This is a genomic window from Phaeovulum sp., assembly GCF_047638075.1.
GTDB lineage: Bacteria > Pseudomonadota > Alphaproteobacteria > Rhodobacterales > Rhodobacteraceae > UBA6197.
The window spans coordinates 1-26201 of record NZ_JBLJBV010000073.1 but is presented as its reverse complement, the minus strand read 5'-3'; the positions used below and the strand labels follow the sequence as shown (position 1 = coordinate 26201).

Sequence of the window (26201 nt, the reverse complement as noted above, 5' to 3'; positions counted from 1 at the left end):
CCCGCAGCGAGATCATCCCGCCGCTCCCGTGGTCTATTTTTGCACCGCCGCTTACGCTGATGGCGGCATCACCTTGTATTTCCAAAACGAATCTCCCGGCAAGGACAAGGAAGCGAACTGGCTGCCCGCTCCCAAGGGTCCGTTCTGGGTCATCCTGCGCCTTTACTGGCCGAAGGAGGCGGCGTTAAACGGCACCTGGAAGGCTCCCGCCGTCGAGCGCGTGACCAACTGATTTTTGGGCCGCCCGGCGAGAAAGCTCACCGGGCGGCCTCAAGCTATTTTGCAATGAACTTGCGAGAACGATATCCGATCATCCACGCGCCTGACCTCGCCATTGGCCCATCTCATTGCTGCAAGCAGATACTGCCGGACAATGGATGGTGCCTTGGGCTTCTGGAATGCCTATCGCGAGGTCTTTGCCGCGGCGAAAGAACAGCGCTGCCGGTTCCACAAAAAGCGCAACGAGCTGAACGCGATGCCGAAGTCGGTTCAGGCCAAGGCAAAGGGCCATCTGCACGACATCCATTGGCCAGCAGGGTATTGCGCAGCAATGCCCCAAGAGGCTGGCAGGCTGGGATCAAGCAACTTCAAAAGGCCGCCTAATCACGCCGTCAACAACTTTCGGGCATAGCTCACGGGTTTTTGGGATGATCTTCTCGTTGCTGAGAGTACTTCTCTGAGGTCAAGCTTGGTCAGTCACTCGAATAAGGTTGAAATTTTTCTTAGCCACAATATGAGTAACTTGGCGCGCCGTGGTCCATTTGTTCCGGGTCGACATCAGAGGAATCGCGTTTGGGCGTGAGATCGTGAGGGGCGGCTCTTGCGCTGACAGCGAGATGGATTCTGGACGGGGGATTCATCCCTCGGAGTCCGTCACCACCATGCAAATATTCCTGTCGGCTTTGACATCATCCCGGATCCTCGCGCTAAGAACGCGTGCCACGACCTCGGGGAACTGTTAGTGATTGCTTTCGTTTCGGTGCTCTGTAGGTCGGCATCCTGCGCCGAGATGGCGGCTTTCGGGCATGCAAAAGAGAGCTTTTTCAGGGGCTTCCTGAAACTCAAACATGCCATCCCGTCGCACGACACCTTTTCGGAAGTGTTCCGGATGATCGATCCATAGGCGCTTGATGCCGCCTTCGGCAAGGTGCTCGCAGAGGTGGCCGCGCTGCTTCGTGACCCGGCAACATCGCCGTCCTGCGCCGCCGTGTGCTCGACCTCCTCCGCAGGGACACCGCAAGCGGATCCCTCTCCATCAAACTCAAGCGCGCAGGGTGGGACAACGCCTTCTTACGTCGCATTCTCAATGGCAAAAAAACCGCATGAGCCAAACGCGATTGCCCTGGGGTCGACATACCGGCGCCGGGATCGCCCGTCACCAGTTTTCGCGCAGGCCCACAGATCCACCCGCAATCATGATATTGCCGCCGAGCCATCCTTTGGCCCTTGTGCAGGGTTAAAGCTTTTTCAGCCAGATCCGACGTAAGGTGCCCAACAGATTTCGCATATTGGCGACAAGCCCCGCTGATCGTGCGTTACGCCAAAGATAGAACCCACGATACCGGGGCAGCGCGCGTCCCGTCAGTTTCAGGGCGGCCAGTCTTGCCAACACAAGCCGTCGTTTGCCGGTCTGGCCTGGCTGGATCGCGGCCAACTTCTCTGTCTCAAAGCCCGATATTTCCAGACTGCCCGCAGCGACAGCACTCTGAACCAGCTTCAGCCCCTTGACGGTACGGCTGACAATCAGGCTAATACCCTCACGTTCAATGAATACCGGATAGCCGCGCGCATCTGCCTCCCAGGCGTCTGCGCAGACCACATCGGCAAAGCCACCCGTGCCATCGGGGCATATCTTGCACCGGAACTGGACATGACGGGACAAGATCCCCCCCCAACTGTCCGCGTAACTCATCTGGCGTTGCGTGCCGTCTTGTAGTGTTGCCGTTGCAAAGCCCGGCCAGCCATCACCACGATAGCGAAACGAGGTTACATCATCTTCTGGCGCGCCCAGCTGACCCAGGACTTCGCGGGCGCCAGCCAGGCTTGGAACGCCCGCACAAAAGAATGACAACATATAGGGAAACCGCGCCGCCACCCGGTCATCGAATGCCTCCATCGCCCGAAGCGTCGACACATCGCACGGCTTGCCGACAAAAGCATAGCGAAGGGTGCTGTCAAGATAGGTGTCGATACCCTCAAGCGGGGCTGACGGGGCGTAGCGTGACCCTGCATTGGCAAAAACGGCTGCCGCGTTCAGACTGAGGACGGTCTTGTTACCGATCGGCAGCAGCGGATCGGCGCCCACCTGCACGACGCCATCAACGGCGCCGGTTTCCAGAAGATGTACCAGCAAAGCAGACAGCGCCCCACCAGAGGAGCCATTTCGACGCATGTCAGGATTGGTTGCATGGCCCTGATTCATGGAAATCAGCGGGCCCCAGAGAGGGTGGTCAAAGCGGCCAGCCGGGTCTTGGGTCACCCGCACGCCGGGGCAGATCAGGCTGAACCGCTCTTCGAACCGGGCAGGAACAGGCTGGGACTGAACAGGGCGTAGATACCCGTCTTCTGAGATGTGCATCGTTACGGCATTGGGGGCCAACGCCGCACAGCCGCCGCAGCCACAACAAAGTTGACCGTCAAGTACCGCTTGCAACGTGGGGGACGGCTTGTAGGTCATGCCCGCGCCTGCTTTGCAGATGCGACGCGCAATTGATCAACAAGCGCGGTTTCATAAAGGTCCAGCCGCATTAGCCCGCGCGCAAGGCATTGCGCCATTTCATCTGCTATCGCTTGCCGGCGTGTCAACGCCTCACCGAACGCCGCGACGATCTGTTCCGTATTGTCTGTGGTGCAGTCCACCAGCGGCGTATAGCCAATGGCCCCGAACAAGCCTGCAAATTTCCGGCTATAGGCCATGGGAAGAACCGGCACCCCCGAGGAAAACGCGGCAATACAGGCGTGCATCCGCCCCCCCGCAAAAAAGTCGAGACCGGATATATAGCCTTTCGCGGCGATGGGATCGCTGAACTTGGGCGCGAGGATCACCGAGGGAAACTCTTTCGCCAAGGCCATATTGGTACGATGATCATCCTCGACGGCGAAGCGCTCGGATATGACGTGGGGCACCAGATGCACCTCGATACCCGGCTGGGCGGTAAGCCGGGTCAACAGGGCGCGGATCACTTCGGGATAGGGGCTACGCAGGCCAAACATGTTGTCACGCGTATAGCCGCCGCTGAAAAGCAACCCCGACACATTCAGGCCGATACGCACCGGACCATCCTGAGGCTTTGCAGCAGGCGCATACGGCAAACGCAGCGCCACATCGCTGGCCGCGATGATCTTGCCGCGAAAGCCCAGATCACGCAGGAAAGCAACAGACAGGTCATCACGCGCCGCGACAACCGTGGCACGGTTCATCACCCCCAGCGCAAGCCTGCGCACCCATGGCCGTTTGAACGGCCCAATCGTTTGCGGGCTAAGGACAAGCGGGCGCCGCGCCAGTAACGTCAGCACCTTGGAGGCCAGAACGGTGCCAAACCGCTTCAACCCATAGATATCGGCAAAACTGTCGCCCGCACCGATATCCAGCACCAGATCGCAACGTCTGATCTGACTGAAAAGCCCGCTACGCGGCTTTATGAAATCTTTCAGGCGCAGGCCAACGATATGAACATTGTCGCGTTCGAAATAAGGGGTATCAGCATCAGTCCAGCCCAGAATCACGAACTCGACCGATACACCGGCCTTGCGTGCGGCTTCTTCAACGATGGCAATGTTGGACAGGGTCAGCGCGCCGACCCCAAGGTTTTCGGAGGTCATCGAATGCCATTGCAGGCCCACACGAATCTTTCTCATGGCTTGTGTCATGTGGCAGTTATCCCCCGGAAAAATCTCCGCCTGTAGCGGTAAATCTCTTGTTGCATAATGTCTAATCTTATCCACAGAGATGGTGGTTGATATCTTTATATCTGGAAAAGCAGATTATGGCTGATCGTAAGGATATTTGCATTAACGCCCTTGGAAATTAAAATAGACCTTTTGATTATCAACACAAATTACAGTGTTCGATTTATGTCATAAAAACCACGAATATGCCTTATTTCAATAGCTTTCGGGCTCTTCCCCTGTTAAGACTGGTTAGTGAAGATATGCAATCTTCTGTTATTAGTGGGAGAGTCTAACATGACCGTTAGAAATCTTTGTGCAGCAGCGATCATCGCCTCTTCCGCGGCTTTCGCTGCTGAAGCGGCGACGTATCCGACCTTTGTGCTTGATACGAGCGCTTCAACAATTGACGTGACGCAGAATTCTGGGTGTACCTTTTTCTCATGTGCAACTTTGTCTGGCACGTTTGGTGCGGGCGCGACGGGATTCAACTGGACCCCAACTTCACCAACCGACTCGGTTGGTGTAAGTGATTTCTTCAACTGGTCGGTCAGTGGTGCCGGTATTGAAGGTTTCAGTGTTGCGGTAACGCTTGCATTCTCATCGCCTGAATCGGTGGTGGCGAATGGTAGCGGCAGTGGCTGGTTCAAGACCCTTTTCGGTGTAGTTTCGGGTGGAAAACTGGTCTGGGACACGATCAATCCGGTTGTTTTTGCGGACGGCTCGCAGCTGGATATCGCGTTTGACAATGTTCATGCGTTCGGCTTCGGCAACAGCACAACTTCGGGTGCAACGTTCACTGGCAATACCATTGCGGCGGTTCCGCTTCCGGCTTCGGTGCCGATGCTGGCCGCTGGCTTGGTGGCGCTGGGTGCGCTGCGTCGGCGTAAGAAAGACGGCCTCAAAAAGGCCGCCTGACCTACTGCTTAAGGTATGCACAAAAACTGACCAAGCCCCCGCTATGGGGGCTTGGTTTTTTGTGCTTTCAGTCCAATCACACATGACGTCTTGCCCACTGAATGACCTCAACGGATATGGATCGCGGTGCTTTCAAAAAAGCAACGCTGTTCCCGTATAAAGGTGCTGGGTCGTTTTCTGCGGTCCGTTTCAGCCAGTGCGTAACGTGAACGAGACAATTCAACTCAGGATCGGGCCGTTGATTGCCTTGACCCTATACGCAACAGACAAATGGCGTGCGTCACTATCGAAGGCGCGTCCAGTGCGGCCTTCGATAGTTTTTAGAGGATTTTGACACCCGGTGCCCGCTCATCCCGGCGGGGGGTCTAAATTAGAATCTCCGCCGTGCTGACCGCAGCACCCCCGTTACATCGCCGCCAGTAGCTCTTCACCCTTGGTCAACTCGCAAACCCCGGCCTCTGCCTCAAGGTTCAGCACCGATACCACACCATCATCAACCACCATCGCATAACGGGATGACCGGTTGATAAGCCCCAGCGCGGGCGCTGAAAAATCCATGCCCAGCGCTTTGGTGAGCGCCGCCGAAGGATCGCCCAACAGGGTAATTCCGGCCTTTTCGGCACCGGTCGATTCGCCCCAGGCTTTCAACGCAAACGGGTCATTGACGGCAATACAGATCACCTCTTCAACGCCTTTGGCGCCAAACGCCTCGCGGGTGCGCATAAAGCTGGGCATGTGCGCAGTCGTACAAGCCCCGGTAAAAGCCCCCGGCAAACCAAAGATCACCACCTTGCGATCTTTCAGTTTGTTCGCCAGATCTACAGCCTCGGGCCCCTCTGCGCCCATTTGCAGCAGTGTAGCTCCGGGAAGTTTATCTCCAACGGAAATCGTCATAACAGTCTCCCTGTCGCGTTGCGTATCAGCTACCGCTAGATATAGGCTCTGTCCGGCAGCGCGACCAGTATGGAGAGTAACATGTCCGGCATCATCATTATCGGCGCAGGTCAGGCGGCGGCGTCCCTGGCAGTAAAATTGCGCGGACAGGGGTATGAAGCGCCGATTACCGTGATGGGTGATGAACCGGTAACCCCCTACCAGCGCCCACCGCTGTCAAAGGCCTATCTGCTGGGCGAGATGCCAGTTGACCGGCTGACTCTGCGGGCGGATGGGTTTTGGGCCGATCAGGATATAACCCTGCGGCTGGGCGCCCCTGTCACCTCTATCAACCGCGCCGCCAAAACCGTGATCCAGGGCGGCGAGACGGCTGGCTATGAGCAGCTTGCGCTGACCACTGGCGCCACTCCGCGCTACCTGCCCGCCGCCATGGGGGGGCATCTTTTCGGCGTCTTTACGGTGCGCACGCTCGCGGATGTGGATGCGATGGCACCCCATTTTTCCAATGGCGCACGATTGGTGGTCATCGGCGGCGGCTATATCGGGCTGGAGGCGGCGGCGGTTGCCTCTAAACTTGGCCTGAAAGTAACTCTGATCGAATCCGCCGCGCGCATTCTGGGCCGCGTTGCCTGCGCCGAAACTGCCAATGCAGTCCGCACAATGCACGCCGATCACGGTGTCACCATTCTGGAGGGGGCCGCCATTTCCCGGATCACCGGCGACACCCATGCCACCGGCGTCGATCTGGCCGATGGCCGCCACCTGCCTGCTGATTTCATCATCACAGGCATCGGCATCACCCCTAATACCGATCTGGCCAAGGCCGCTGATTTGGTCATTGATAACGGCATTGCCGTGGATGAACACGGGCGCACCGCCGATCCGGCAATCTGGGCGGCGGGGGATTGCGCATCATTTCCCCATCAAAGCGGCAGGCTACGGCTGGAAAGCGTGGGGAACGCCATTGATATGGCCGAATGCGTGGCCGAAAATATGCTGGGCGCGAACCGCGTCTACCAGCCCAAGCCGTGGTTCTGGTCGGATCAATTTGACACTAAATTGCAAATTGCCGGTCTTGGCACCGGATATGACCGAATTGTTGCCCGCGATTCCGAGGGCCAGTCGTTCTGGTATTTCAAAGGCCCCACCTTGCTGGCAATTGATGCGCTCAACGCACCGCGCGCCTATATGATCGGCAAGCGTCTGATAGAGGCGGGCCGGTCGCCCGACCCCGAAACCCTGCCCATGGTGGCAGATCTAAAGGCACTACTGTGAGGATTGTCGGCGGTAGCGCGCGGGGGTTGAAGCTGGCCGACGTTGGCGAGGGTGACACCGCAGCACATCTGCGCCCCACATCCGACAGGGTGCGGGAAAGCATCTTCAACCTGCTGATCAACGGCACCCATGGCAACCCGATCCCCAGCGCACGGGTGCTGGATCTGTTTGCCGGAACCGGTGCACTGGGGCTTGAGGCGCTGTCACGCGGTGCTGCGCACGCCACACTGGTCGACGATGGCCCGGCCGCTTTGACATTGATGCGCCGCAACATCGCGCTGATGCGCGGGCCGGATGCGCAGATTCTGCGTCAGAACGCCACCCGCCTGCCGCCCAATCCCGGACCGGCCTACGGGTTGATCTTTCTGGATCCGCCTTATGGCAAAGACCTGGGCGGGGCGGCACTGACCTCGGCGCTTACGGGGGGCTGGATCGCCCCCGGCGCAATGATCGTGTGGGAGGAAAATACCCCGCCGCCTGCCCCTGATCCGCTGACCCGGATTGACCAGCGCAAATACGGCAGCACCGTTATCACCCTGCTCAGAATGCCGGGGTGACAGGCACCGCATCCAACCTCTGCCAGCCCTTTCAGGCCCAGGTCGGGTAGAACCGCGCCGCTGGCGACAAGGTGAATATTTCGCAGCCATCTGCGGTAACGCCCACAGAATGCTCAAACTGTGCGCTTAGTGATTTGTCCCGGGTGACGGCGGTCCAGTCATCGGCCAGAACCTTGGTTTCAGGGCGCCCCAGATTGACCATTGGTTCGATGGTGAAAAACATGCCCTCTTCCAATACCGGACCCGAGCCCGCGCGCCCATAGTGCAGCACATTCGGTGGCGCGTGAAAGACCCGGCCCAACCCGTGACCACAAAAATCGCGCACGACAGACATCCGGTTAGCCTCGACATAAGTCTGGATTGCGTGGCCGATATCGCCAAAGGTATTTCCCGGCTTTACCGCCGCGATGCCGATCATCAACGATTCATGGGTGACTTCTATCAACCGCTCGGCTTTGCGCGACAGGTTTCCCGCGACATACATCCGGCTCGTATCGCCATACCAGCCGTCCAGAATCACGGTAACATCAATATTCAGGATATCGCCATCCTTCACGACCTTTGGCCCCGGAATTCCATGGCAGACGACATGGTTTACCGAAATGCAAGACGCGTGCTGATAGCCGCGGTAGCCAATGGTAGCCGATTTTGCGCCCGCCTCGGTAACGCGGTTGCGCACGAAATCATCCAATGCCTCGGTTGTGACACCGGGCGTTACCAGCGGGGCAACTTCGTCCAGAATCTGCGCAGCCAGATAGCCAGCGGCCCGCATTCCTTCAAAATCATTGTCTTCGAAAATTCGGATACCGTCTTTGGTCAGACGGCCACGGGTCTCTTCCACGGGGCTTCTCCATCTCGGTCGCGGCCTAGATAATCACAAAACGCGGCCTTGACCAGTGCCGGCCCTTCACAAGCGTTATCTACGCCCTATACCTTGGCAACAAAGGAGCCAATCATGCCAAACCCCACCGCCGCCGCCCTGATCATCGGTGATGAAATTCTGACCGGCCGTACCCGCGAAGGTAACGGTCATTTTCTGGCGGGGGTGCTGGCACAAACCGGCATTGACCTAAAGGAAATTCGCGTCATCGGGGACGATCACGCCACCATCGTCGCCGCTGTGCGCGAATTGGCGGCGGGGCATGACCATCTGTTCACCTCGGGGGGGATCGGACCCACGCATGATGACATCACCGCCGATGCGGTTGCCGATGCCTTCGGGGCAACCATTTCCATACGGGATGATGCCTATGCGATTCTGGCCGCGCATTACGCCACCACGGGGATGGAGTTCAACGCCGCCCGCCAGCGTATGGCGCGCATCCCGGCTGGCGCGCGTCTGATTGACAACCCGGTGTCAGCGGCGCCGGGGTTCAGCCTTGGCAACACCTATGTAATGGCAGGTGTGCCCAATATCTTTCAGGCGATGGTGGCCAGCGTCCTGCCCACCCTTACCGGAGGCAAGCCCCTGATCAGCCTGTCCTTGCGGGTCATGCAGGCCGAATCTTCGGTGGCCCAGGCGTTTGGCGCGCTTGCCGCCAGAATGCCCGATATTTCCATGGGGTCATATCCGTTCGTAAAGGATGGCGCTTACGGCACCAACCTGGTGGTGCGCGGCACCGATGCCGCGCGGGTTGAAGCAGGGCACGCACAGTTGCGCGCCCTGTTCCCGGAGGGGCAATGACCGATCCGATCTTTGAGGTGATCGACGCAACCTGGCCTGCCGCTGCATTCCGAAACGCCGGTGCCTTTGTGCTGCGCGAAGGCAAGGGTGGCGGCAAACGGGTTTCGGCGGCCAGCGCAGGCGATGATTGGGCGCAAAGCGACATTGATCTGGCCGAGGCGGCGCACCGCACCCTTGGCCAGAACGCGCTGTTCATGGTCCGTCCGGGCGAACAAGGGCTGGATACTGCCTTGGCGCAGCGCGGATACCGCGTGATAGACCCGGTGACGGTGCTTTCGGCACCGATCGACATACTGATCACCGAAACCCCGCCGCCGATCACCACATTTTGCGTCTGGCCGCCGTTGCAGATTATCCGCGATATCTGGGCCGAAGACGGAATTGGCCCCAGCCGTCTCGCCGTAATGGACCGCGTTGCCGGCCCGAAATGTGCCGTTCTTGGCCGTACGGAGGACCGGGCCGCAGGGGCCGGTTTTGTTGCGCTGCATCATAGGACCGCCATGTTGCATGCGCTATGTGTGCTGCCGCAACTGCGCCGCCGGGGTCTGGCAGGGTGGATGCTGCGCCAGTCGGCACTATGGGCCAAGGCCAAGGGTGCCCACAGCTATGCGCTGGCCGTAACCCGCGCCAACACCAGCGCCATTGCGCTTTATGAAAGCCTCGGCATGATTGAATCCGCGCGCTATCACTACCGGATCAAGGCTGACATCACAGCGGACGGGCCGCACGAATGAAACCACTTGCCCTTATTGCCTGCCTTGCCGCCTTTCCAGCCTCTGCACAGGGGATCGCTGACAGCCTTCACCTGCCCACCGGGGCCGAAGTCACCGCGACCCGCACCAGCCCCGCCGCCAGCACCCTACTGCCCACCGGCCCTTGGACCGAAGCGGGCTTTGACCGCCTGCCGCTGGAAGGGGCCATTTACCAGACGGCATGGCGGATTCGCGCCTCGGCCCAGACGACGCTGCAACTGCTGGAGCCGCTCCGCGCGCAGATCGACGCGGCCGGTTTCACCCTTCTTTTCGCCTGCGAAACCGAAACCTGTGGCGGCTTTGATTTTCGCTACGATACCGAAACCCTGCCCGAGCCCGAAATGCACGTTGATTTAAGCGATTTTCGCTACTTGTCAGCCAAGCGCGACGGACCCGATGGGCCGGAATACCTGGGGCTGATGGTCAGCCGGTCGTCTGAATCGGGCTTTGTCAACCTGATCTCGGTCATGCCGCTGGATAGCGCGGCGATTCAGCCGACAGCCGGGCCAACGCTGCCTGCCGTCTCGGCCGGGTCCGTCCAGACCGCACCGATTGCGCAAGGTCTGGAGCAGAATGGCCATGTCGCGCTGGAGGATCTGACCTTTGAAAGCGGCTCGGCAACGCTGGCGCCGGGCGAGTTTGGCTCGCTTTCGGCGCTGGCGATCTATCTGAAGGCGAATCCTGCCCGACAGGTAACACTGGTCGGACATACCGATGCCCAAGGCGCCCTTGCGGGCAATATTACGCTATCGCGCGAGCGCGCCGATGCGGTGCGCCTTTATCTGATCAACAAGATGGGCGTGCCCGCCGCGCAGCTTGGCGCCGAGGGAGCGGGTTGGCTTGCCCCACGCGCGTCAAACCTGACCGAGGAAGGCCGCGCGCAAAACCGGCGGGTCGAGGTGGTTTTAAGTGCCGCCTGAGTTGTGACTGATGCAGGGGCAGGTTTGGGGCCTACCAGTTGTCAGGCCCCCTGTCGGCAAAGGTCATTGCCAGAAAATCAATGAACGCCCGGACCTTCGGCTGGGTAAAGCGCCCCGGCGGATAAACCGCATAGATACCCAGCGTATCCATGGGCAGATCAGGAAGTGCTTCTTGTACCAGCCCCTTGCTCATCGCGTCGGCGTAAAGGAAGCTGGGCAGATAGGCGATGCCCAGACCCGCAACCGCCGCATGCAGCAGCGATTGCCCGTCATTCACCGTCAGCCACCCCGCCGAGCGCACCTGACGCCGCTCGCCCGAGGGGGCGGTAATCTTCCACACATTCCCCGCCGCCTGATTGGAATAGTGCAGAAGTTTATGGTCGTTCAGATCGTCGATCTTGGCCGGGCGACCGAATTTTTCAAAGTAGCCGGGTGCGGCGATCATCCGGCGTGAGGTTTCGGTCAGCTTGCGCGCACGCAGCGAACTGTCTTCCAGATCGCCCACACGAATCGCCATGTCGAACCCTTCCGAGATCAGCTCGACGTAGCGGTTGTTCAGCACCATATTCACGGTAACATCTGGAAATTCTGACAGAAAATCTCCCAGCACCGGCGACAGTAAATTGACCCCAAAATCCGTTGCCACTGAAATACGCAGCAACCCCGAAGGCGCGATCTGCATCGACGTGACCAGCGCATCAGCCTCGCCCGCGTCGTTCAGCACCCGGCGCGCACGGTCATAATAAGCCAACCCAATCTCAGTTGGCGACACACGCCGCGTCGTTCTGTTCAACAGGCGCGCCCCCAACCGTGCCTCCAGGGCCGAAACATGCTTTGAAACGGCGGACTTGGAAATCCCCATCTTTTTGGCGGCATCGGTGAAGCCGCCCTGATCCACCACCGTGGCAAAGGCTTCCATTTCAGTCAGGCGATCCATTGTACACCCTTTGGGAACATTACGCGTCTGAATCGGGTATCGGGCTCAATTCGGGCGCAAATGCGGCCCTTCGCGGACAATACGGGGGAATTGGGCCGCATCACGTCGGTATCGCTTGGCGTTTAGCGCAACGGATCGCACCGCGCGGCGCGGCGCGGTGCGGGGCCTCTTGGTGGCCAATCTCTTTCGCGGCGCCCAGAGTGGTGAAGGTTGAGCCGGGCCGTGATATCTGCAATGGTCCGGGTTAGCGCAAACGGCGCCCATTTTCTATTGCAGCAAGTTTTCGGAAAGCCATCAAATGTCCAGCAACAACCTGAAGGGCGCGTCTCTGGCACTGGTTGCAATGGGTATTTTTGCTACCCACGATGTGGTGGTCAAAACATTGGGCAGCACGTTCACCGCGTTTCAGATCGTGTTTTTTGCGGCGTTGCTCAGCTTTCCATTGGTGGCGGTAATTTTGCTGAACGACCGGCGCGAGGGGCATCTAAGACCGGTTCACACATGGTGGGTTCTGTTGCGCACAGCTTGCACGGTGATTACTGGGGTAACCGCATTTTATGCCTTTTCGGTGCTGCCTTTGGCACAGACTTACGCAATCTTGTTTGCGTCGCCGTTGCTGATAACCATTCTGGCAATTCCGATTTTGGGCGAAACGGTTCGGTTGCGGCGGTGGGCGGCAGTGGTTTTCGGACTCGTGGGGGTGATGATTGTGCTGCGCCCCGGTCAGGCTGATTTGGGCTTGGGTCATTTAGCGGCGATGACTGCGGCGATATGCGGGGCGCTGGCCGGGGTGATTGTCCGCAAGATTGGCTCTGAGGAACGCGCGGTCGTTTTGTTGATCTATCCGATGATGGCGAATTTTCTGGCAATGGGGGCAATCTTACCGTTCGTCTATGTGCCGATGCAGATTACCGATTTTGGCCTGATGGGGGTCATAGCGGTGTTTGGGTTGACGGCTTCTTTCCTGTCAATTCTTGCCTATCGTGCGGGCGAAGCGGTGATTGTAGCCCCGATGCAGTATTCGCAAATTCTTTGGGCCACTGGCTATGGCTGGTATTTGTTCAATGAAAGGGTCGATGTGCCAACGATAATCGGGGCCGGGGTGATTATCGCATCGGGGCTTTATATCGTGTTCCGCGAAGGGTCTTTGGATGTGTCGGAAAACACGCCGGTATTGCGGACGCGCGGGCGATCGGAAACCGTGACCACGCCGCGTTCTTCGCTGCTGCAACGTTCCCTGAACCTGAAGGGGCGACCGCATCGATGAAGGGACCGCTGAATTATGACGCAAGGCCCTTGCAAATGCCGTGCGGAATCTGTAACCCCCGCCCACACGGTCGGAGCGTAGCGCAGCCTGGTAGCGCACCTGCTTCGGGAGCAGGGGGTCGGAGGTTCGAATCCTCTCGCTCCGACCAATTTCCCGCAGTTTTATAGACAGCTATAAGCACCCTTAGGGGCGTTGCGCAGCACCTGGACCCAGTTAGTAAGCCGCTGGTAAACAGGCCAGATGCGGTAAAATACCCCTTCATGAAAAACGCCCCACACTACCTGAGCCCACGGATAGACATCCGCAACGGACAATCAGGGTATCTCATCCTGCGGCGGGCAGTTTGCACAGGCATTCTACCGGTTCAGAATGATCGCGCTGGATATCGGCAGCACCTGACAGCGCATCCAGTTTCCGGGCAAGCTCCACATCCAGCATTGAGAGGCCATCGCAGTGGTGGGTGGTCAACGTGACATCGACGACATTGTAGATATTCAGCCATTCAGGGTGGTGGCCCATCTTTTCCGCCACTAATGCCGCGCGCGCCATAAAACCCCAGGCTTCGGAAAAATTACGGAACTTCCAGATTTTGCGGATCGCATCGCGGTCGGGGTTTGCGCCCCAGCCAGTTTCGCCCAAGGCGGGCAGAAGGGCGGTGCGCTCAGCTTCGGTCAGGGTAACTACGGTCATGTTTCAGCCTCCGGCGTGTGGTGATACGGGCCATAGCGCGTGAGGGCGGTGATTTCTGCCCCGACGGCGGCGCGTTCGTTTTCAAGGTAGCCTGCCACAGCGCGTTGGAAAGCCGGATCGCGCAGCCAATGGGCAGAATGGATGGCTACCGGCAGATAGCCGCGTGCCAATTTATGTTCGCCCTGCGCCCCGGCCTCAACACGCGACAGGCCGTGGGCAATGGCCCAATCAATGGCCTGATGGTAGCACAACTCGAAATGTAGATGCGGGTGATCCTCAAGACAGCCCCAATAGCGACCAAAAAGCGTCTCCCGGCCAATCAGGTTCAGCGCGCCCGCAACCGGCGTATCGCCCCTTTTGGCCAGCACCAGCAGCACATCATCGCGCATGTCATGCAGCGCATCAAAAAACGCGCGGGTCAAATAAGGGTGGCCCCATTTGCGGGCACCTGTGTCCTGATAAAAGGCCCAGAACGCGTCCCAATGCGCGGGGGTGATCTGATCACCTGTCAGCGCATGGATTGTGCCGCCAAAGCCCTGTGCCTGCGCCCGTTCGCGGCGCAGGGCCTTGCGCTTGCGTGACGTCAGCGTGGCTAGAAATTCATCAAACGTGGCGTAACCGCGGTTGTGCCAGTGATATTGCTGGGTCACGCGCGGCAAAAATCCCATCCTCGCCGCCGCATCAGATTCGTCCTTTGTGCAAAAGGTGATGTGGGCAGAGGAAAGCCCCGATTCCTCGGTGATCTTGCGTATAGCCTCAAGCAGCGCGGCCCGCCCCTCAGCCTCATGCCCAGGCAGCGTTAAAAGGCGGCGACCGGTCACCGGGGTAAAGGGCACCGCACATTGCAGCTTTGGGTAATAGCGCCCGCCGGCGCGTTCATAAGCATCGGCCCAGCCGTGATCAAAGATGTATTCGCCCTGCGAGTGCTGCTTGACGTAAAGGGGCGCCGCCGCGATCATTTGCCCCGCCCGATGCGCCACCAAGGGCCGCGACACCCAGCCGCTGTCTGCCCCAACCGAGCCCGAGCGTTCCAACGCCAGCAAAAAGCGGTATGTGGTAAAGGGATCCACCGCGCGCCCGGTAGCAGCTTCGGGGCAGGCGCAGGCATCCCATTCTTTAGCTGAAATTTCAGAAAACCCTGATAGTAACGTTATTTCAACTGGTTCACCCATGCCTGCCCCCACGCTTTTCCGTATTGCAACTGGCGTGACTTGCGCGCGCGTCAAGCGGGGAATGGCGCCAGATACTGCTCAAAAGTGATGTTATCCGCATGCTGGCGCGCAATGCGCTCGGCCTCGGGGGTGCGCACTGTCCAGCACAGGATCCTGGCCCCCTTGGCACGCAGTTCAGCCACACGCGGGCGGGCAAGGTCACCCACCTCGTGCGAGATGAAGGCGGCCCCGGTGCGGTTGTAATCGGGGATTTCGCGCAGATGGTCGCGGGTGGCGGCGGGGATCAGGGGCCAATCCTTAAGGCGGTAAGACGAGGTTATCAGCCCCACAGCAACATCGGGTGCGGCGCGGTGAAAAGCAGCCACGGAATGGGGGTTGAACGACATCACCGCAACCGGGCCTGCGTAGCCTTTCAGTGCACCCGCCACCGCCAGTTCCAACCCGCCAACCGCAGGGCCCAAGGCCCCGTCCTGATCCTTGATCTCGATCAGCAGCGGCACTTTGCCGCCGACGATTTCCAGCACCTCGACCAGCGTCGGAATACCGTCTTCAGCGTCCAGCAAACGGCGCGAAGACAGGTCCGCCGCAGTCAGCGCTGCCACCCGCCCGCCGACACCGGTCAGGCGCCGCAAGTCATAGTCATGAAACACCATCGCAACCCCGTCAGACGAAGGCTGCACATCAATCTCAATCCCATAGCCAGCCTTGACCGCGGCGCGCACAGCTGCACGCGAATTTTCCGGTCGCCCTGCCGCGCGGTCGTGCAATGCGCGGTGCGCGATGGGCAAGTGTAGAAAATCAGCGTGCAGCAGGGCCATCACTCAACCTCGAAAACCGCCTCAATCTCAACCGCAACGCCACGCGGCAACGCCGCTGCCGACACCGCCGAGCGGGCATGCCGTCCGGCATCGCCCAGCACGGCAACCATCATATCGGAACAACCATTGATAACCTCGGGCTGATCGGTAAAATCAGGGGTGGAATTGACAAACCCGGCCAGCTTTATCAGCCGTTTCACCCGGTCCAGGTCGCCGCCACAGGCCGCCTGAGCCTGCGCCAAAAGCGCCAGTCCACAGCGCTGCGCAGCTGCTGCGCCTTCTGCCACTGTCATGGTGTCACCCACGCGGCCGGTGATCAGCCCGTCAGGTCCAGCCGAGATCTGACCCGAGACGAACAGCTGGTTGCCGCTACGCACGAACGGCACATAATTTGCCGCCGGTGCCGGTGCATCCGGTAGTTCAAGCCCCAGTTCCGCCAGCCGTGACGTAATTTTGCCCATGATTCCCTCCGTTCAATGTTGACGAGAGGCTAAGCGCACATCGCTGGCCCCTCAACCCCCCATTCTGCATGATCATTTGCCACACGGGCACGCAGGTTAGGCCACCAGCGCCTCGGCCCGCTTCAAATCAACCGAGACCAGTTGACTGACGCCCTGTTCCTGCATCGTCACGCCGTATAGCCGGTCCATTCTGCTCATCGTTACCGCGTGGTGGGTGATGATCAAAAAGCGCGTGTCGGTTCGGCGTGTCATCTCATCCAAGAGGTCGCAAAATCGGGTGACGTTCGCATCATCCAGTGGGGCGTCGACTTCATCCAGCACGCAGATCGGCGCGGGGTTGGCCAGAAACACCGCAAAAATCAACGCCATCGCCGTCAGCGTCTGTTCGCCCCCCGACAGCAGGCTAAGCGTGGCCAGTTTTTTACCCGGCGGCTGGCACATGATCTCCAACCCGGCTTCCAGCGGATCATCGGATTCAACCAAAACAAGGTTTGCGTCGCCGCCGCCGAAAAGATGGGTGAACAGCAGCCGGAAGCTTTCGTTGACCTGTTCAAAGGCGGTCAGCAGCCGTTCACGGCCCTCGCGGTTCAGCCCAGAAATCCCGGCGCGCAGCTTTCGGATCGCCTCTTCCAGATCCGACTTTTCCTGGACCAGCGTGTCATGTTCGGTTTGCACCGCAAGCGCATCCTCCTCGGCGCGCAGATTGACCGCACCAAGGGATTCACGCTGGCGTTTCAGCCGCCCAACCTCGGCATCCAGATCCTCGGCGGTGGGCATCGTGTCGGGGTTGGTCGCAAGGCTTTCCAGCAGGGCCGCCGGGGTAAGTTCGGTTTCCTCAAGGATGCGTTCGGCGGCATAGGCGACGGTTTCGCGGGCCGCTTCGGCGCGGGCCTCGGCGCGGGCGCGGGCCTCGCGGGCCTCGCCGGCGGCGCGTTCGGTGTCACGTTCGGCCATCTGCGCATCGCGCAGGGCGATTTCGGCGGCAACCAACGCGTCGGTGGCACGGGTTCGGCGCGTCTCGGCATCGTTGATCGCGTCGGACAGTTCTTCGCGTTTGGCGGCCAGTTCGGCGGGGGCGGCGCTGGCATCGCGCAGCTCTTCCTCGGTTTCCAGCTTGCGGTCGGCCAGTTCTGCCGAACGCTTTTCTGCGGTTTCCAGCCGGTGCCGCCAGCCCGACACTTCCTTGGTGATTTCTTGCCGCCGCCGCAAACGGGCCTCACCCTCGCGGCGGATTTCGTCATGGCCTGACCGGCGCGTCAGCATGGTCACCCGCGCGGCTTCGACCGCCATTTTTACCGCGTCCACTTCGGCGCGCGCGTTGCCCAGGTCGGGCAGGTCCGCCAGGCTGGTTTCAGCCTCGCGCAGGCGGGTGCGGGCCTCCATCGCCTCTTGTTCGTGCCGGGTTACGGCCAGCCGGGCCGATTCCAGCTTGCCCCCGGCGATCGAGCGGTCGGCCTCGGCGCGGCTTAGCGCGCGGCCCGCTTCGGCAACGCGGCGGTCGGCGTCACGGCGCGCGTCACGGGCGCGGGCGTCGGCGGCGCTGGCCTCGGCCAAAGCGCGGGTCAGCGATTCATGCGCCTGACGGGCGCCCTCGGCACGGGCGGCGACATCTTCAAGGTCGCGCTTGAGTTCCACCAGCCGGTTCAGTTGTTGTAGCCGCAATGCGGCTGCTGATGGCGCGTCTTCGGCACCGGCGCGGAACCCGTCCCAGCGCCACAGATCACCCGCGGGCGACACCAACCGCTGCCCCGGCGCCAGCGCCGCTTGCAGCCGCGCGCCCGTGACCCGGTCAGGCACCAGTCCGATCTGCGCGATCCGCCGCGCCAGAACGGCGGGCACGCGGGCATGGTCCGACAACGGTTGCGCCCCTGCGGGTAGTGGTTGCGCCGCCTCATAGTCGGGCAAAACGCCCCAGCCGGATGCGGCCTCGGCCCCCACCTCGGGTGCGCGCAGATCGTCGGTCAATGCCGCACCCAAGGCCGCCTCATAGCCCTTGTCCACCTGCACCCGGTCCAACAACTGCTTGCCGGTCGCGGTTTCGCGTTCGACCAGCCGGGCAAGCGCGGCCACTTCGGCGCGCAGCGCGCCCGCTTCGCCCTCGGCCTCGGAACGGGCGGCGCGTGCGGTTGATTCGCGGGTCTGGATGGCAGCGCGGGCTTCTTCGGCGTGGATCAGCGCCTCTTCGGCGGTTTCTGCGGCCTCTTCGGCGGCCTCCTGGGCCTCTTCGGCGGCGGCGAAATCTTCGGCGGCGCGGGCAAGGGCGGCCCCGGCATCGGTGGCGGCCTGGGTGGCACGCCCGGCCTCGGCTTCGCTTTTCTCGGCAGTGGCGCGGCTATCGGTCAGTAGACGGTGCGCCGATTGGTGGCGGGCGGACAGCCGTGCCACATCCTCGGTCATTTCGGATAAATCCGCCTCGCGGTTTTGCAGGATCTGTGCGGCTTCGGCGGCGGCATCGGTGGCATCGCCAAGCCGCGCTTCGTGCCCTTCCGATGCTTTGGCAATCTGGCCCTGTTCCCAGTCCAACCGCGCAATCGTTTCGCCCGCATCGCGGTTCAGCCCGGCTTCGCGGTCCATATCGCGGGCAAGTTGGGCGATCCGGCCGGTCAGGGTCTCGATCATCTGGCGGGCGCGGTTTTCCTGATCGGTCAGCGCATCGCGCTGCACCGTCAGGCGTTGCAGGATGGCGCCGGAAATCGCCTCTTCTTCCCGCAGGGCGGGCAGGACATCTTCGCGCGCCGCACGAGCCTTGGTTGCGGCACGGGCGGCCAGTTCGGCGGCTGCGGCGGCTTGCGCGCGCGCGGTCAGGCCGGTTTCGGCCTCTTGCCGGGCGTCATCGGCCTCGCGCCAGCGGCGATAGAGTAACATGCCTTCGGTCCGGCGCAGATCATTGCCAATTTCGCGGTAGCGGGCAGCCTGCCGGGCCTGCCGGGCCAACGTTGCCAGCTGCGCTGCCAACTGCTCGATCACGTCATCGACGCGCAGCAGGTTCTGTTCGGCGCCGTTCAGCTTCAGCTCGGCCTCATGGCGGCGCTGATAAAGACCAGAGATCCCCGCCGCCTCTTCCAGAATCCGCCGCCGCGCCTTGGGGCGAGCGTTGATCAGTTCGGCAATCTGGCCCTGCCGCACCAATGCGGGGCTATGGGCGCCGGTCGAGGCATCGGCAAACAGCATCTGCACATCGCGGGCGCGCACATCCTTGGTGTTGACCTTATACGCCGATCCGGCGTCACGCGTGATCCGACGAACGATCTCCAACCCGTCGGCGTCGTTGAAGCCAGAGGGGGCGAGCCGTTCGCTGTTGTCGATGCTTAGCGAAACCTCGGCAAAGTTGCGTGCGCCCCGGCTTGCCGCCCCGGCAAAGATCACATCTTCCATGCCGTCGCCCCGCATCGCGGTGGGGCGGTTTTCACCCATGACCCAGCGCAACGCCTCCAACAAGTTGGACTTGCCGCAGCCATTTGGCCCCACAACGCCCGTCAACCCGTCATGGATCACCAGATCCGTGGGGTCCACGAAGCTTTTGAAACCGTTGAGGCGAAGGCGTGAAAAGCGCAAATCGTGACCTTTTGATGATTCCTGCGAGTCGGGGATTGTTGGCCGTGCGCGTGCCGCTGTCAATCGCCAGACCCACGATATGGCGGTCATCCGCGCGTTATCCACAAAATATGTGGATCTGCCGGGTGGCCTGCCACCGCATCACCCTTTTGCTTTGCGCGAATCTGCCCTAGCGTGATGCAAATGGGAACGGAGGCGTTGATGATACCTGCACTTGCCATCATCTTGTTATTTCAACTTGTCGGAGAGATCATATCACGCGGTTTGGGGCTGACCCTACCGGGGCCGGTTCTGGGCATGGTCGGTCTATTGGCCGCCTTCCTGATGGTGCCGGCGCTGGCCAGAATGGTGCGCCCCACCGCGCAGGGGCTACTGGCGCATCTGTCGCTGCTGTTCGTGCCCGCCGGGGTTGGGGTGGTCGCGCATTTCGGGATCTTGCGCGCCGAAGGGTTGGGGCTAGCCGTCGCGCTGGTGGTTTCGACCATCGCCGCAATTGCGGTGGGGGCGCTGACCTTCAGCGCTGTGGCGCGCCTGACCGGGAACCGCGCCGATGAGTGATCCCGCCCTGATCTGGAGCTATCTTTCGCGCGAACCGCTACTGTGGCTGACCGCGACCTTATTGGCCTATTGGGCGGGCGACGCGGCCTTTCGGGCGTCGGGGCGCACGCCCTTTGTCAACCCGGTGCTGGTTGCGGTAATCTTGCTGGCGTTGGTGCTGTGGGCGACCGGCACGGGCTACCCCGAGTATTTTGAGGGGGCCAAATTCGTTCACTTCATGCTGGGCCCGGCCACCGTGGCGCTGGCCGTGCCGCTTTATGGCAACCTTGCCGCCGTGCGCCGTGCGGCACTGCCAATGCTGGCGGCACTGTTTGCGGGGTCGTTCACAGCCGTTTTCAGCGCGCTTGCGATCGCTTGGGCGATGGGGGTGGAGCCAACGGTTCTGGCCTCGCTTGCGCCAAAATCCGCAACCGCACCCGTCGCGATCGGCATTTCCGAAGCGATGGGCGGTGCGCCGACATTAACCGCCGTGCTGGTATTGTTGACCGGCATTTTTGGTGCGGTAATTGCCACGCCGCTTTTGAACGCGCTGGGTCTGACAGACTGGCGCGCGCGTGGCTTTGCGGTGGGGGTGGCGGCGCATGGCATTGGCACGGCGCGGGCCTTTCAGGTGCACGAAACCGCGGGCGCCTTCGCCGGTATCGGCATGGGGCTGAACGCGGTGCTGACCGCCCTTTTGGCGCCCTGGGTGCTTAGCTTTTTCGTTTAGGGGCATGGTGCTTGCTGCGCCAAGACGCGCGCAGTCGCGTAGGTGCATCTGGACATGGGCGGGCAGGCGCATTATCTCGGGCGGGACATGGCCAAGAAATCAGACCCGAATTCCAAAGTAATCGCAGAAAACCGCCGGGCGCGGTTCGATTATGCCATTGAGAGCGATCTTGAGGCCGGGATCATGCTGCTAGGGTCTGAGGTGAAATCCCTGCGGATCGGGCAGTCGAACATCGCAGACAGCTATGCCAGCGTCGAAAATGGCGAGTTGTGGCTGATCAACGGCTATATCGCGCCCTACAAACAAGCCGGGGTTTTTGGCCACGAAGAACGACGCCGCCGCAAACTGCTGGTATCGCGCAAGGAATTGTCACGCCTGTGGAACGCCATCGGCCGCGAGGGCATGACGATTGTGCCGCTGGTGATGTATTTCAACGACCGTGGCACGGTAAAGATCAAGCTGGGCATCGCCAAGGGCAAGAAGCAGGCCGATAAGCGCGCCACAGAAGCCAAACGCGACTGGGATCGCCAGAAGTCACGGTTGCTGAAACAAAGCCGTTAAAGGCAACGTGTGCCGGGGCCGTCACTAAACAGGCCGGCGGCGCAGAAACCTCAACGTTCCCATGGCGCCTTGTTCGGAAATCGCTGGCTTAGAAAGCGCTGCACTGCGCTATGCCAGTTTGCCGCAGGTTTTTCGGTTCCACCTTCGTTGATGCAGATGATCTGAAGCGCCGGGTTTGCGGCGGCTTCCAACTGCGCTTTCCAGCGAATATCCAGCGATTTGACAAAGGCGCTGCTGCAGGTCGCCATAGCGGCACGCCCGGTACCATAAGCATAATGGTGATAGAAAAAACTGGTCAGGTTCATATCCGTGGGGCTGCGAAAACGGTTCGTGCGCATTTGCGAAATTTCATCGCCAAAACGTATCTCGATTTCTTCAAGCACTGAACGGCGCAGCGCAAAGGTGGTGTGCCGGTGTAACTGCGTCGGAACAAAGCCCAAGGCTGAATGGATCACCCGCGCCGAATTTCGCGCTGCATTCAGATAATCCGGGTCCCCAACCCTTATCGCCCCCGACACCATGCCGTAGGGCTCCAGAAATGAGCGCGACGCCCCATTGGCGTCAAAGAAAAAATCCTTGGCCAGCGGCCGCGCAACAAAAACATCGTCGTTGATGTAAATGAAGTTTTCGCAAAGCCCCGGTATCCGGTGCAGGTAGGATTCGATCACATGCGAATTGAAGGTGGGCAGGTGTTCGCCAGCAATGACATCACTGTGCTGAACCCAGACCAATCGGTCACTGTCCTTGGCTAGCCAGTCCGGTTTGGCGCAGTTGGTGAACACATAGATCTTGTTTACCCAAGCAAGGTTTTGCATGACCGAGCGCAGCGAAAAGCGTAGCTCGTCATTGCTATGAAACCGGGATAGCGCGTCCGCATCAGCGCTTTGGGTGCTTGGCGTTTGCGGTTGTTCATCGGCCCTGTCTGGCCTGCATTCATCAAAAAGAGCGGCCCAAGCCGGGTCATTATGGTTGACCCATGTATAAACCACGTCAACCGGGGCAGTCAGCGCACGGTCGTAAAGCGTGGAACCTGACAACAAAGTGACCGCATCATGCACCCCCGGTGTTTCCAGAATATCGGTATAAAGGGCGCGGGCTGTCAGGTTGCGGCTATTGTTCGACAGCCATTTTCCCGGCTCCACATTATAGTAGGGCTCGATCGTCAGATGGGCATCATTCAACGCATCATCAGAAAACTTCAGCCGAATGAACGGCGCGGCAAGTGCCCGGCTTTTGAAGTTTTTTGTGCCAAAGTTGACAGCCGCGCTACCAATCTGCATCCGTGATTGCAGCGCGTTCGACTTAAGGTATAGCAGCGCCGACAAGAGGTCCACCTCGGCCACTCCGATTTCGGCGCTGTTTGTACCACGCTCCAGAACCAGCACCCCCATATGCCGAGCAAGCCCGTCAATAAGTTGGTCCAGCGATGGCGGCAACTCGGGCGCGACGCTACGCAGCGCCTTGTTTTCACTGGCACGGATTGCGCTTTCAACGGCACGGGCACGCTGACGCAAGACCCGGCGCGCCGCGTATTTGAACAAGGCGGGGCTACCCACCGCCGCCATTGCATAATCCTTGACGGTAAAGCCCTTGTTGACGCTATGCGAAAAAAGAGTTTTCACGCGGTTTAGTGCACTCATCGCCCCTCACATAAGCCCGTTTCACGCGAACGCCGTTGCACGGCGCCGGTCTGGCCCGCCAAAGACAGCGCAGTATAAAACTGTGTAACGCAACCCTTGCGCGAGTGAAAGGAAATGTTTGCCCGCCTAAGGCAGGGGCGACACGCCGATAACCGAGGGGTGTAGCAGCAACAGCGCAAGCCAGACCGCGACCGAAATCAGCAACCGAAAGATCGACGGACCCTGCTGAGGATGCCAACGCCCACTGATCCACGCGGCAAAAGGCAAGGTAGAGGTGCGCGCCGTCATTTTCATGAATTCTTCGGCCCCCCAAACGCGGGTATGGCGCCGATCAATCAGTTTCATCCCCATCACTGAAAAAGCAGCAAAACCCCCAAACAACAGGGCATGCGCCAGATCTCCGTTTGCGATGAGATGGGCCAGCGACCAAAGCAGCAACGCCCAGAGCAACGGATGGCGCACTACGCCGGCAATACCGGGATGTTCTGGGTCAAATCCGTTGCTACGCCCTCCGAAAGATAACGGATTGGGCGTGCCAATGCCGAATACGCTAAGCACGACCACCACCGGCATCGTCAGGTTAACCAGCCAGATTTGCCAGTGCGCCCACCCCCACAGTTCAACATAGGGTGCGCGGCCAGCGGCGAAGATCAACCAAAACAGCAGGGCGGTTGACAGCAGGCTGAACACGGTTACATAGCCTTTTCGCCCAAGATGGGCCATCAGCCACGCTTTCAATCCGGGCCGCGAAGGAATCGCATGCGACCCGAGAAAGGCCGCGAATGCCAAAAGATATTCACCCCATCCGCCCAAATTCATGGTCTGGTCCGTCCGCCATTTTTCCTGGGCGCACCCTAAGCCTGCAAAAGCAGACCCGCAACCGTTCGTGGTGCGATGGGCGGTGGAACATTTCATCTGGCTGTGGCACTGTGCATCGGAATATGACGAATGGCTGCCATGAAACCTGAATATACCGCGATCGCCCGAGGCTCCTTATTGCTGTGCAATACAAGCGAAGAGCTTTCCCAGCGTATATTATCGCAGGCCCATGTGCGTTCTTACGATAGGGGGGCAACCGTCTTTTTGCAGGGCGAACGGGCGGCGGCCATCTTTATTGTGCTGGAGGGGTGGGTCAAGCTCTATCGGATCGCACCGAATGGCGCAGAGGCGGTGGTGGGCGTATTTACCCGCGGCCGCAGCTTTGGCGAGGCAGTAGCCTTTAGTCATGGCACCTATCCGGTAGCCGCCGAAACCGTGACCGATTGCACCCTATTGCGCATTGAAACTGATATTTTGATGCGGATGATCCGCGATGAGCCGGATGTGGCGCTGTCGATCCTGTCGGCAACATTCGCGCATCTTCATGGGCTAGTATCACAGATTGAACAGTTGAAAGCGCAAACCGGTGCGCAGCGCGTTGCTGAATTCCTGTTGGAACTCTGTTCCGTTGAAACGGGGGCCTGCACGGTTACGCTGCCTTATGAAAAGGTGCTGATCGCGGGCCGTCTGGGCATGAAGCCTGAAAGCCTGTCACGCGCGTTTGCAAGGTTGAAAGAGGCCGGTGTTACGGTGCGCCAAAACCACGCCGCCATTTCGGATGTTACCGCCCTACGCACCTTTGCCGAGGAAGACCCGGCAGATGCATGGACGCGCGCGGTTTAATATGTTCACGCTGATTTGATTGATATAAATCAAGGCTGAAGTGCTTGCGAACCCCTAATCAGAGCAAGACTGTTCATGAGTCGGTAGATTGACCTTTTGGGGGGTCTTATGATTACGCGCCAAACGCTTCTGATAAGGCTGGGACCAGCCAGCTTGTTGATCTTTGCCGCCAGCAACGTGCAAAGAAGCGTCACCGTGGACAATGCTCAAAACGACGACATCTATGCCACACGAAACAGCGTAAACGATCTGTTGACGGCAAAATCCGCGGTCTGATCGCAGCTTAGCGCGCCTGCTTTGAGATCTGCACCGCCAGAATGCCACCGGCGATGATCACGACCCCGATGATATCCGCCAGGCCCAATCGCTCGCTCAGCAGCACAGCAGCGACCAAGACCCCGAAGAACGGGTTGAGAAAGTGAAAGGTAGCTGCCTTAACCGCACCAATCCGCGCCACCAGCCAGAACCAGACCCAGGTTGCCAGAACGCCGGGTACCAGCGTGGTATAGGCAAACGCCCCTAAAAGGCGCGGCGTCCAGTGCACCGTCCAGCTTTCAAATGCGACTGCGGCCACAGTCAGCAGGGCGGCGCCAACAAACATCTGCAACCCCACGATCATCATCACATTTCCGCCCGAAGATGCGCCCCGCACCGAAAGCGTTGCCGCCGAAAGCGCCAATGCCGCCACAAAGCACAGCACCATCCCCAGCACATCAACTCCGCCTGAAAGCCGCGCCCCCATGATCAGCGCAACCCCGATCACCCCGGCCACGAGCCCCGCCAGACCCAAGGGGCGCACCCTGTCACCAAAGACCAACCACCCGAAAAGCGCCACCATCAACGGCATGGTCGAGGCGATGATCGCCGCCAGCGATGCCTCGATCCACTGCATGGCGACGAAATTCAGCCCCAGATAAAGCGCGTTCTGGCAAACCCCAAAGATCAGCGTTGCGCGCCATTGCGCCCGATTCAGCCGCCAACTTTGACCCATCGCCAGCGCGATCGCGACGCCGATGATCCCCGAAAACAGAAATCGGAACGCCAATGCTGTCAGCGGCGGCGCATCAATCACGATCATTCGTGCCGAGGTGAATGCCGAGGACCACATCAGCGCGAACGCCAACCCCATGCCAATCGCGCGAAAATCCATGCTTGTCCTGTTGTGATTGCGGCAACGAAAAAGGCCGCCCCGGTATCTCCGAGGGCGACCTTATCCGATAGCGGCCTACCCACAAGGGGGCAGCACGCGAAATCAGCCGTTGACGCTGTCTTTCAGCGATTTG

26 protein-coding genes, 1 tRNA gene and 1 pseudogene are annotated in these 26201 nt (G+C 60.2%); 15 read left to right on the top strand and 13 right to left on the bottom strand.

Annotation, left to right across the window (positions count from 1 at the left end):
• The 3 genes and pseudogenes from ACM62R_RS11670 to ACM62R_RS11660 form a co-directional block, all read left to right on the top strand.
• Window positions 1-232, top strand: a 232-nt coding sequence (locus ACM62R_RS11670; protein WP_415184228.1) for a DUF1214 domain-containing protein, incomplete at its 5' end; no start/stop codon positions are given.
• A gap of 144 nt (window positions 233-376) precedes the next feature.
• Window positions 377-535, top strand: a pseudogene (locus ACM62R_RS11665) (transposase); the annotation flags it as partial.
• A 354-nt stretch (window positions 536-889) separates the two neighbouring features.
• Window positions 890-1123: a transposase family protein gene (locus tag ACM62R_RS11660; protein WP_415184230.1), complete on the top strand. Its 234-nt coding sequence runs from the start codon at window positions 890-892 to the stop codon at window positions 1121-1123.
• A gap of 333 nt (window positions 1124-1456) precedes the next feature.
• Here the strand turns inward: ACM62R_RS11660 and ACM62R_RS11655 are convergent, their stop codons facing one another.
• Together ACM62R_RS11655 and ACM62R_RS11650 are read right to left on the bottom strand one after the other, a co-directional pair.
• On the bottom strand, window positions 1457-2677 hold the full coding sequence (locus ACM62R_RS11655; protein ID WP_415184227.1) for a Coenzyme F420 hydrogenase/dehydrogenase, beta subunit C-terminal domain: 1221 nt from the start codon (window positions 2675-2677) through the stop codon (window positions 1457-1459).
• Window positions 2674-3858 (bottom strand): polysaccharide pyruvyl transferase family protein, encoded by a 1185-nt coding sequence (locus ACM62R_RS11650; protein ID WP_415184226.1) that lies wholly within the window; start codon window positions 3856-3858, stop codon window positions 2674-2676. The genes ACM62R_RS11655 and ACM62R_RS11650 overlap by 4 nt, the downstream gene beginning before the upstream one ends.
• Window positions 3859-4185: 327 nt before the next feature.
• On the opposite strand from ACM62R_RS11650, the gene ACM62R_RS11645 reads away from it, so the two are divergent.
• On the top strand, window positions 4186-4806 hold the full coding sequence (locus ACM62R_RS11645) for a VPLPA-CTERM sorting domain-containing protein (protein WP_415184225.1): 621 nt from the start codon (window positions 4186-4188) through the stop codon (window positions 4804-4806).
• A gap of 405 nt (window positions 4807-5211) precedes the next feature.
• On the opposite strand, the gene ACM62R_RS11640 is transcribed toward ACM62R_RS11645, so the two are convergent.
• Entirely contained in the window at window positions 5212-5700 is a 489-nt protein-coding gene (locus ACM62R_RS11640; RefSeq protein WP_415184224.1) for a peroxiredoxin, read from the bottom strand.
• A gap of 81 nt (window positions 5701-5781) precedes the next feature.
• Here ACM62R_RS11640 and ACM62R_RS11635 point away from each other — a divergent pair, with 81 nt between their 5' ends.
• The gene (locus tag ACM62R_RS11635) at window positions 5782-6975 is read left to right on the top strand and encodes an NAD(P)/FAD-dependent oxidoreductase (RefSeq protein ID WP_415184223.1); all 1194 of its coding nucleotides are present in this window, start codon (window positions 5782-5784) and stop codon (window positions 6973-6975) included.
• Window positions 6972-7532: a 16S rRNA (guanine(966)-N(2))-methyltransferase RsmD gene (rsmD, locus tag ACM62R_RS11630; RefSeq protein ID WP_415184222.1), complete on the top strand. Its 561-nt coding sequence runs from the start codon at window positions 6972-6974 to the stop codon at window positions 7530-7532. The genes ACM62R_RS11635 and rsmD overlap by 4 nt, the downstream gene beginning before the upstream one ends.
• A gap of 31 nt (window positions 7533-7563) precedes the next feature.
• Here rsmD and map read toward each other — a convergent pair whose 3' ends face one another.
• Window positions 7564-8373 (bottom strand): type I methionyl aminopeptidase, encoded by an 810-nt coding sequence (map, locus tag ACM62R_RS11625; RefSeq protein WP_415184221.1) that lies wholly within the window; start codon window positions 8371-8373, stop codon window positions 7564-7566.
• Window positions 8374-8487: 114 nt separating this feature from the next.
• Between map and ACM62R_RS11620 the strand changes: the two genes are divergently transcribed.
• The 3 genes from ACM62R_RS11620 to ACM62R_RS11610 are packed head-to-tail and all read left to right on the top strand — an operon-like array spanning window position 8488 to window position 10888.
• On the top strand, window positions 8488-9216 hold the full coding sequence (locus tag ACM62R_RS11620) for a competence/damage-inducible protein A (protein ID WP_415184220.1): 729 nt from the start codon (window positions 8488-8490) through the stop codon (window positions 9214-9216).
• Complete coding sequence (locus tag ACM62R_RS11615) at window positions 9213-9950, top strand: GNAT family N-acetyltransferase (RefSeq protein ID WP_415184219.1); 738 nt, start codon at window positions 9213-9215, stop codon at window positions 9948-9950. Before ACM62R_RS11620 ends, ACM62R_RS11615 begins: the two co-directional genes overlap by 4 nt.
• A complete protein-coding gene (locus ACM62R_RS11610; protein WP_415184218.1) occupies window positions 9947-10888 on the top strand; it encodes an OmpA family protein in 942 nt (313 codons plus the stop codon). Before ACM62R_RS11615 ends, ACM62R_RS11610 begins: the two co-directional genes overlap by 4 nt.
• 31 nt (window positions 10889-10919) lie before the next feature.
• Here ACM62R_RS11610 and ACM62R_RS11605 read toward each other — a convergent pair whose 3' ends face one another.
• Window positions 10920-11825, bottom strand: a complete 906-nt coding sequence (locus ACM62R_RS11605) for a LysR family transcriptional regulator (RefSeq protein WP_415184217.1) — start codon at window positions 11823-11825, stop codon at window positions 10920-10922.
• Window positions 11826-12123: 298 nt separating this feature from the next.
• On the opposite strand from ACM62R_RS11605, the gene ACM62R_RS11600 reads away from it, so the two are divergent.
• Together ACM62R_RS11600 and ACM62R_RS11595 are read left to right on the top strand one after the other, a co-directional pair.
• Window positions 12124-13092, top strand: a complete 969-nt coding sequence (locus ACM62R_RS11600) for a DMT family transporter (RefSeq protein WP_415184216.1) — start codon at window positions 12124-12126, stop codon at window positions 13090-13092.
• 71 nt (window positions 13093-13163) lie between these two features.
• Window positions 13164-13240: transfer RNA gene (locus ACM62R_RS11595), tRNA-Pro, on the top strand.
• Between the two features lie 176 nt (window positions 13241-13416).
• On the opposite strand, the gene ACM62R_RS11590 is transcribed toward ACM62R_RS11595, so the two are convergent.
• The 5 genes from ACM62R_RS11590 to smc form a co-directional block, all read right to left on the bottom strand.
• Entirely contained in the window at window positions 13417-13782 is a 366-nt protein-coding gene (locus ACM62R_RS11590) for a 4a-hydroxytetrahydrobiopterin dehydratase (RefSeq protein ID WP_415184215.1), read from the bottom strand.
• Window positions 13779-14954, bottom strand: a complete 1176-nt coding sequence (locus ACM62R_RS11585) for a GNAT family N-acetyltransferase (RefSeq protein WP_415184214.1) — start codon at window positions 14952-14954, stop codon at window positions 13779-13781. Before ACM62R_RS11585 ends, ACM62R_RS11590 begins: the two co-directional genes overlap by 4 nt.
• Window positions 14955-15004: 50 nt before the next feature.
• Window positions 15005-15775 (bottom strand): glycerophosphodiester phosphodiesterase family protein, encoded by a 771-nt coding sequence (locus ACM62R_RS11580; protein WP_415184213.1) that lies wholly within the window; start codon window positions 15773-15775, stop codon window positions 15005-15007.
• Window positions 15772-16233: a RidA family protein gene (locus ACM62R_RS11575; protein ID WP_415184212.1), complete on the bottom strand. Its 462-nt coding sequence runs from the start codon at window positions 16231-16233 to the stop codon at window positions 15772-15774. The genes ACM62R_RS11580 and ACM62R_RS11575 overlap by 4 nt, the downstream gene beginning before the upstream one ends.
• Window positions 16234-16329: 96 nt before the next feature.
• A complete protein-coding gene (gene smc / locus ACM62R_RS11570) occupies window positions 16330-19788 on the bottom strand; it encodes a chromosome segregation protein SMC (RefSeq protein WP_415184211.1) in 3459 nt (1152 codons plus the stop codon).
• Between the two features lie 201 nt (window positions 19789-19989).
• On the opposite strand from smc, the gene ACM62R_RS11565 reads away from it, so the two are divergent.
• The 3 genes from ACM62R_RS11565 (at window position 19990) to smpB (ending at window position 21616) form a co-directional block, all read left to right on the top strand.
• Window positions 19990-20346, top strand: coding sequence for a CidA/LrgA family protein (locus ACM62R_RS11565; RefSeq protein ID WP_415184210.1), 357 nt, complete (start codon window positions 19990-19992; stop codon window positions 20344-20346).
• Window positions 20339-21055: an LrgB family protein gene (locus tag ACM62R_RS11560; protein ID WP_415184209.1), complete on the top strand. Its 717-nt coding sequence runs from the start codon at window positions 20339-20341 to the stop codon at window positions 21053-21055. The genes ACM62R_RS11565 and ACM62R_RS11560 overlap by 8 nt, the downstream gene beginning before the upstream one ends.
• 87 nt (window positions 21056-21142) lie before the next feature.
• Entirely contained in the window at window positions 21143-21616 is a 474-nt protein-coding gene (smpB, locus tag ACM62R_RS11555) for an SsrA-binding protein SmpB (protein WP_415184229.1), read from the top strand.
• Window positions 21617-21666: 50 nt separating this feature from the next.
• Here the strand turns inward: smpB and ACM62R_RS11550 are convergent, their stop codons facing one another.
• Together ACM62R_RS11550 and ACM62R_RS11545 are read right to left on the bottom strand one after the other, a co-directional pair.
• Window positions 21667-23238 (bottom strand): stealth conserved region 3 domain-containing protein, encoded by a 1572-nt coding sequence (locus ACM62R_RS11550; RefSeq protein WP_415184208.1) that lies wholly within the window; start codon window positions 23236-23238, stop codon window positions 21667-21669.
• A 144-nt stretch (window positions 23239-23382) separates the two neighbouring features.
• Entirely contained in the window at window positions 23383-24075 is a 693-nt protein-coding gene (locus ACM62R_RS11545) for an NnrU family protein (RefSeq protein WP_415184207.1), read from the bottom strand.
• A gap of 138 nt (window positions 24076-24213) precedes the next feature.
• Between ACM62R_RS11545 and ACM62R_RS11540 the strand changes: the two genes are divergently transcribed.
• Window positions 24214-24918 carry a Crp/Fnr family transcriptional regulator gene (locus tag ACM62R_RS11540; RefSeq protein WP_415184206.1) on the top strand — a complete coding sequence of 235 codons (705 nt, stop codon included), beginning with the start codon at window positions 24214-24216 and terminating at the stop codon, window positions 24916-24918.
• Between the two features lie 283 nt (window positions 24919-25201).
• On the opposite strand, the gene ACM62R_RS11535 is transcribed toward ACM62R_RS11540, so the two are convergent.
• A complete protein-coding gene (locus ACM62R_RS11535; RefSeq protein ID WP_415184205.1) occupies window positions 25202-26068 on the bottom strand; it encodes a DMT family transporter in 867 nt (288 codons plus the stop codon).
• Between the last annotated feature and the right edge of the window lie 133 nt (window positions 26069-26201).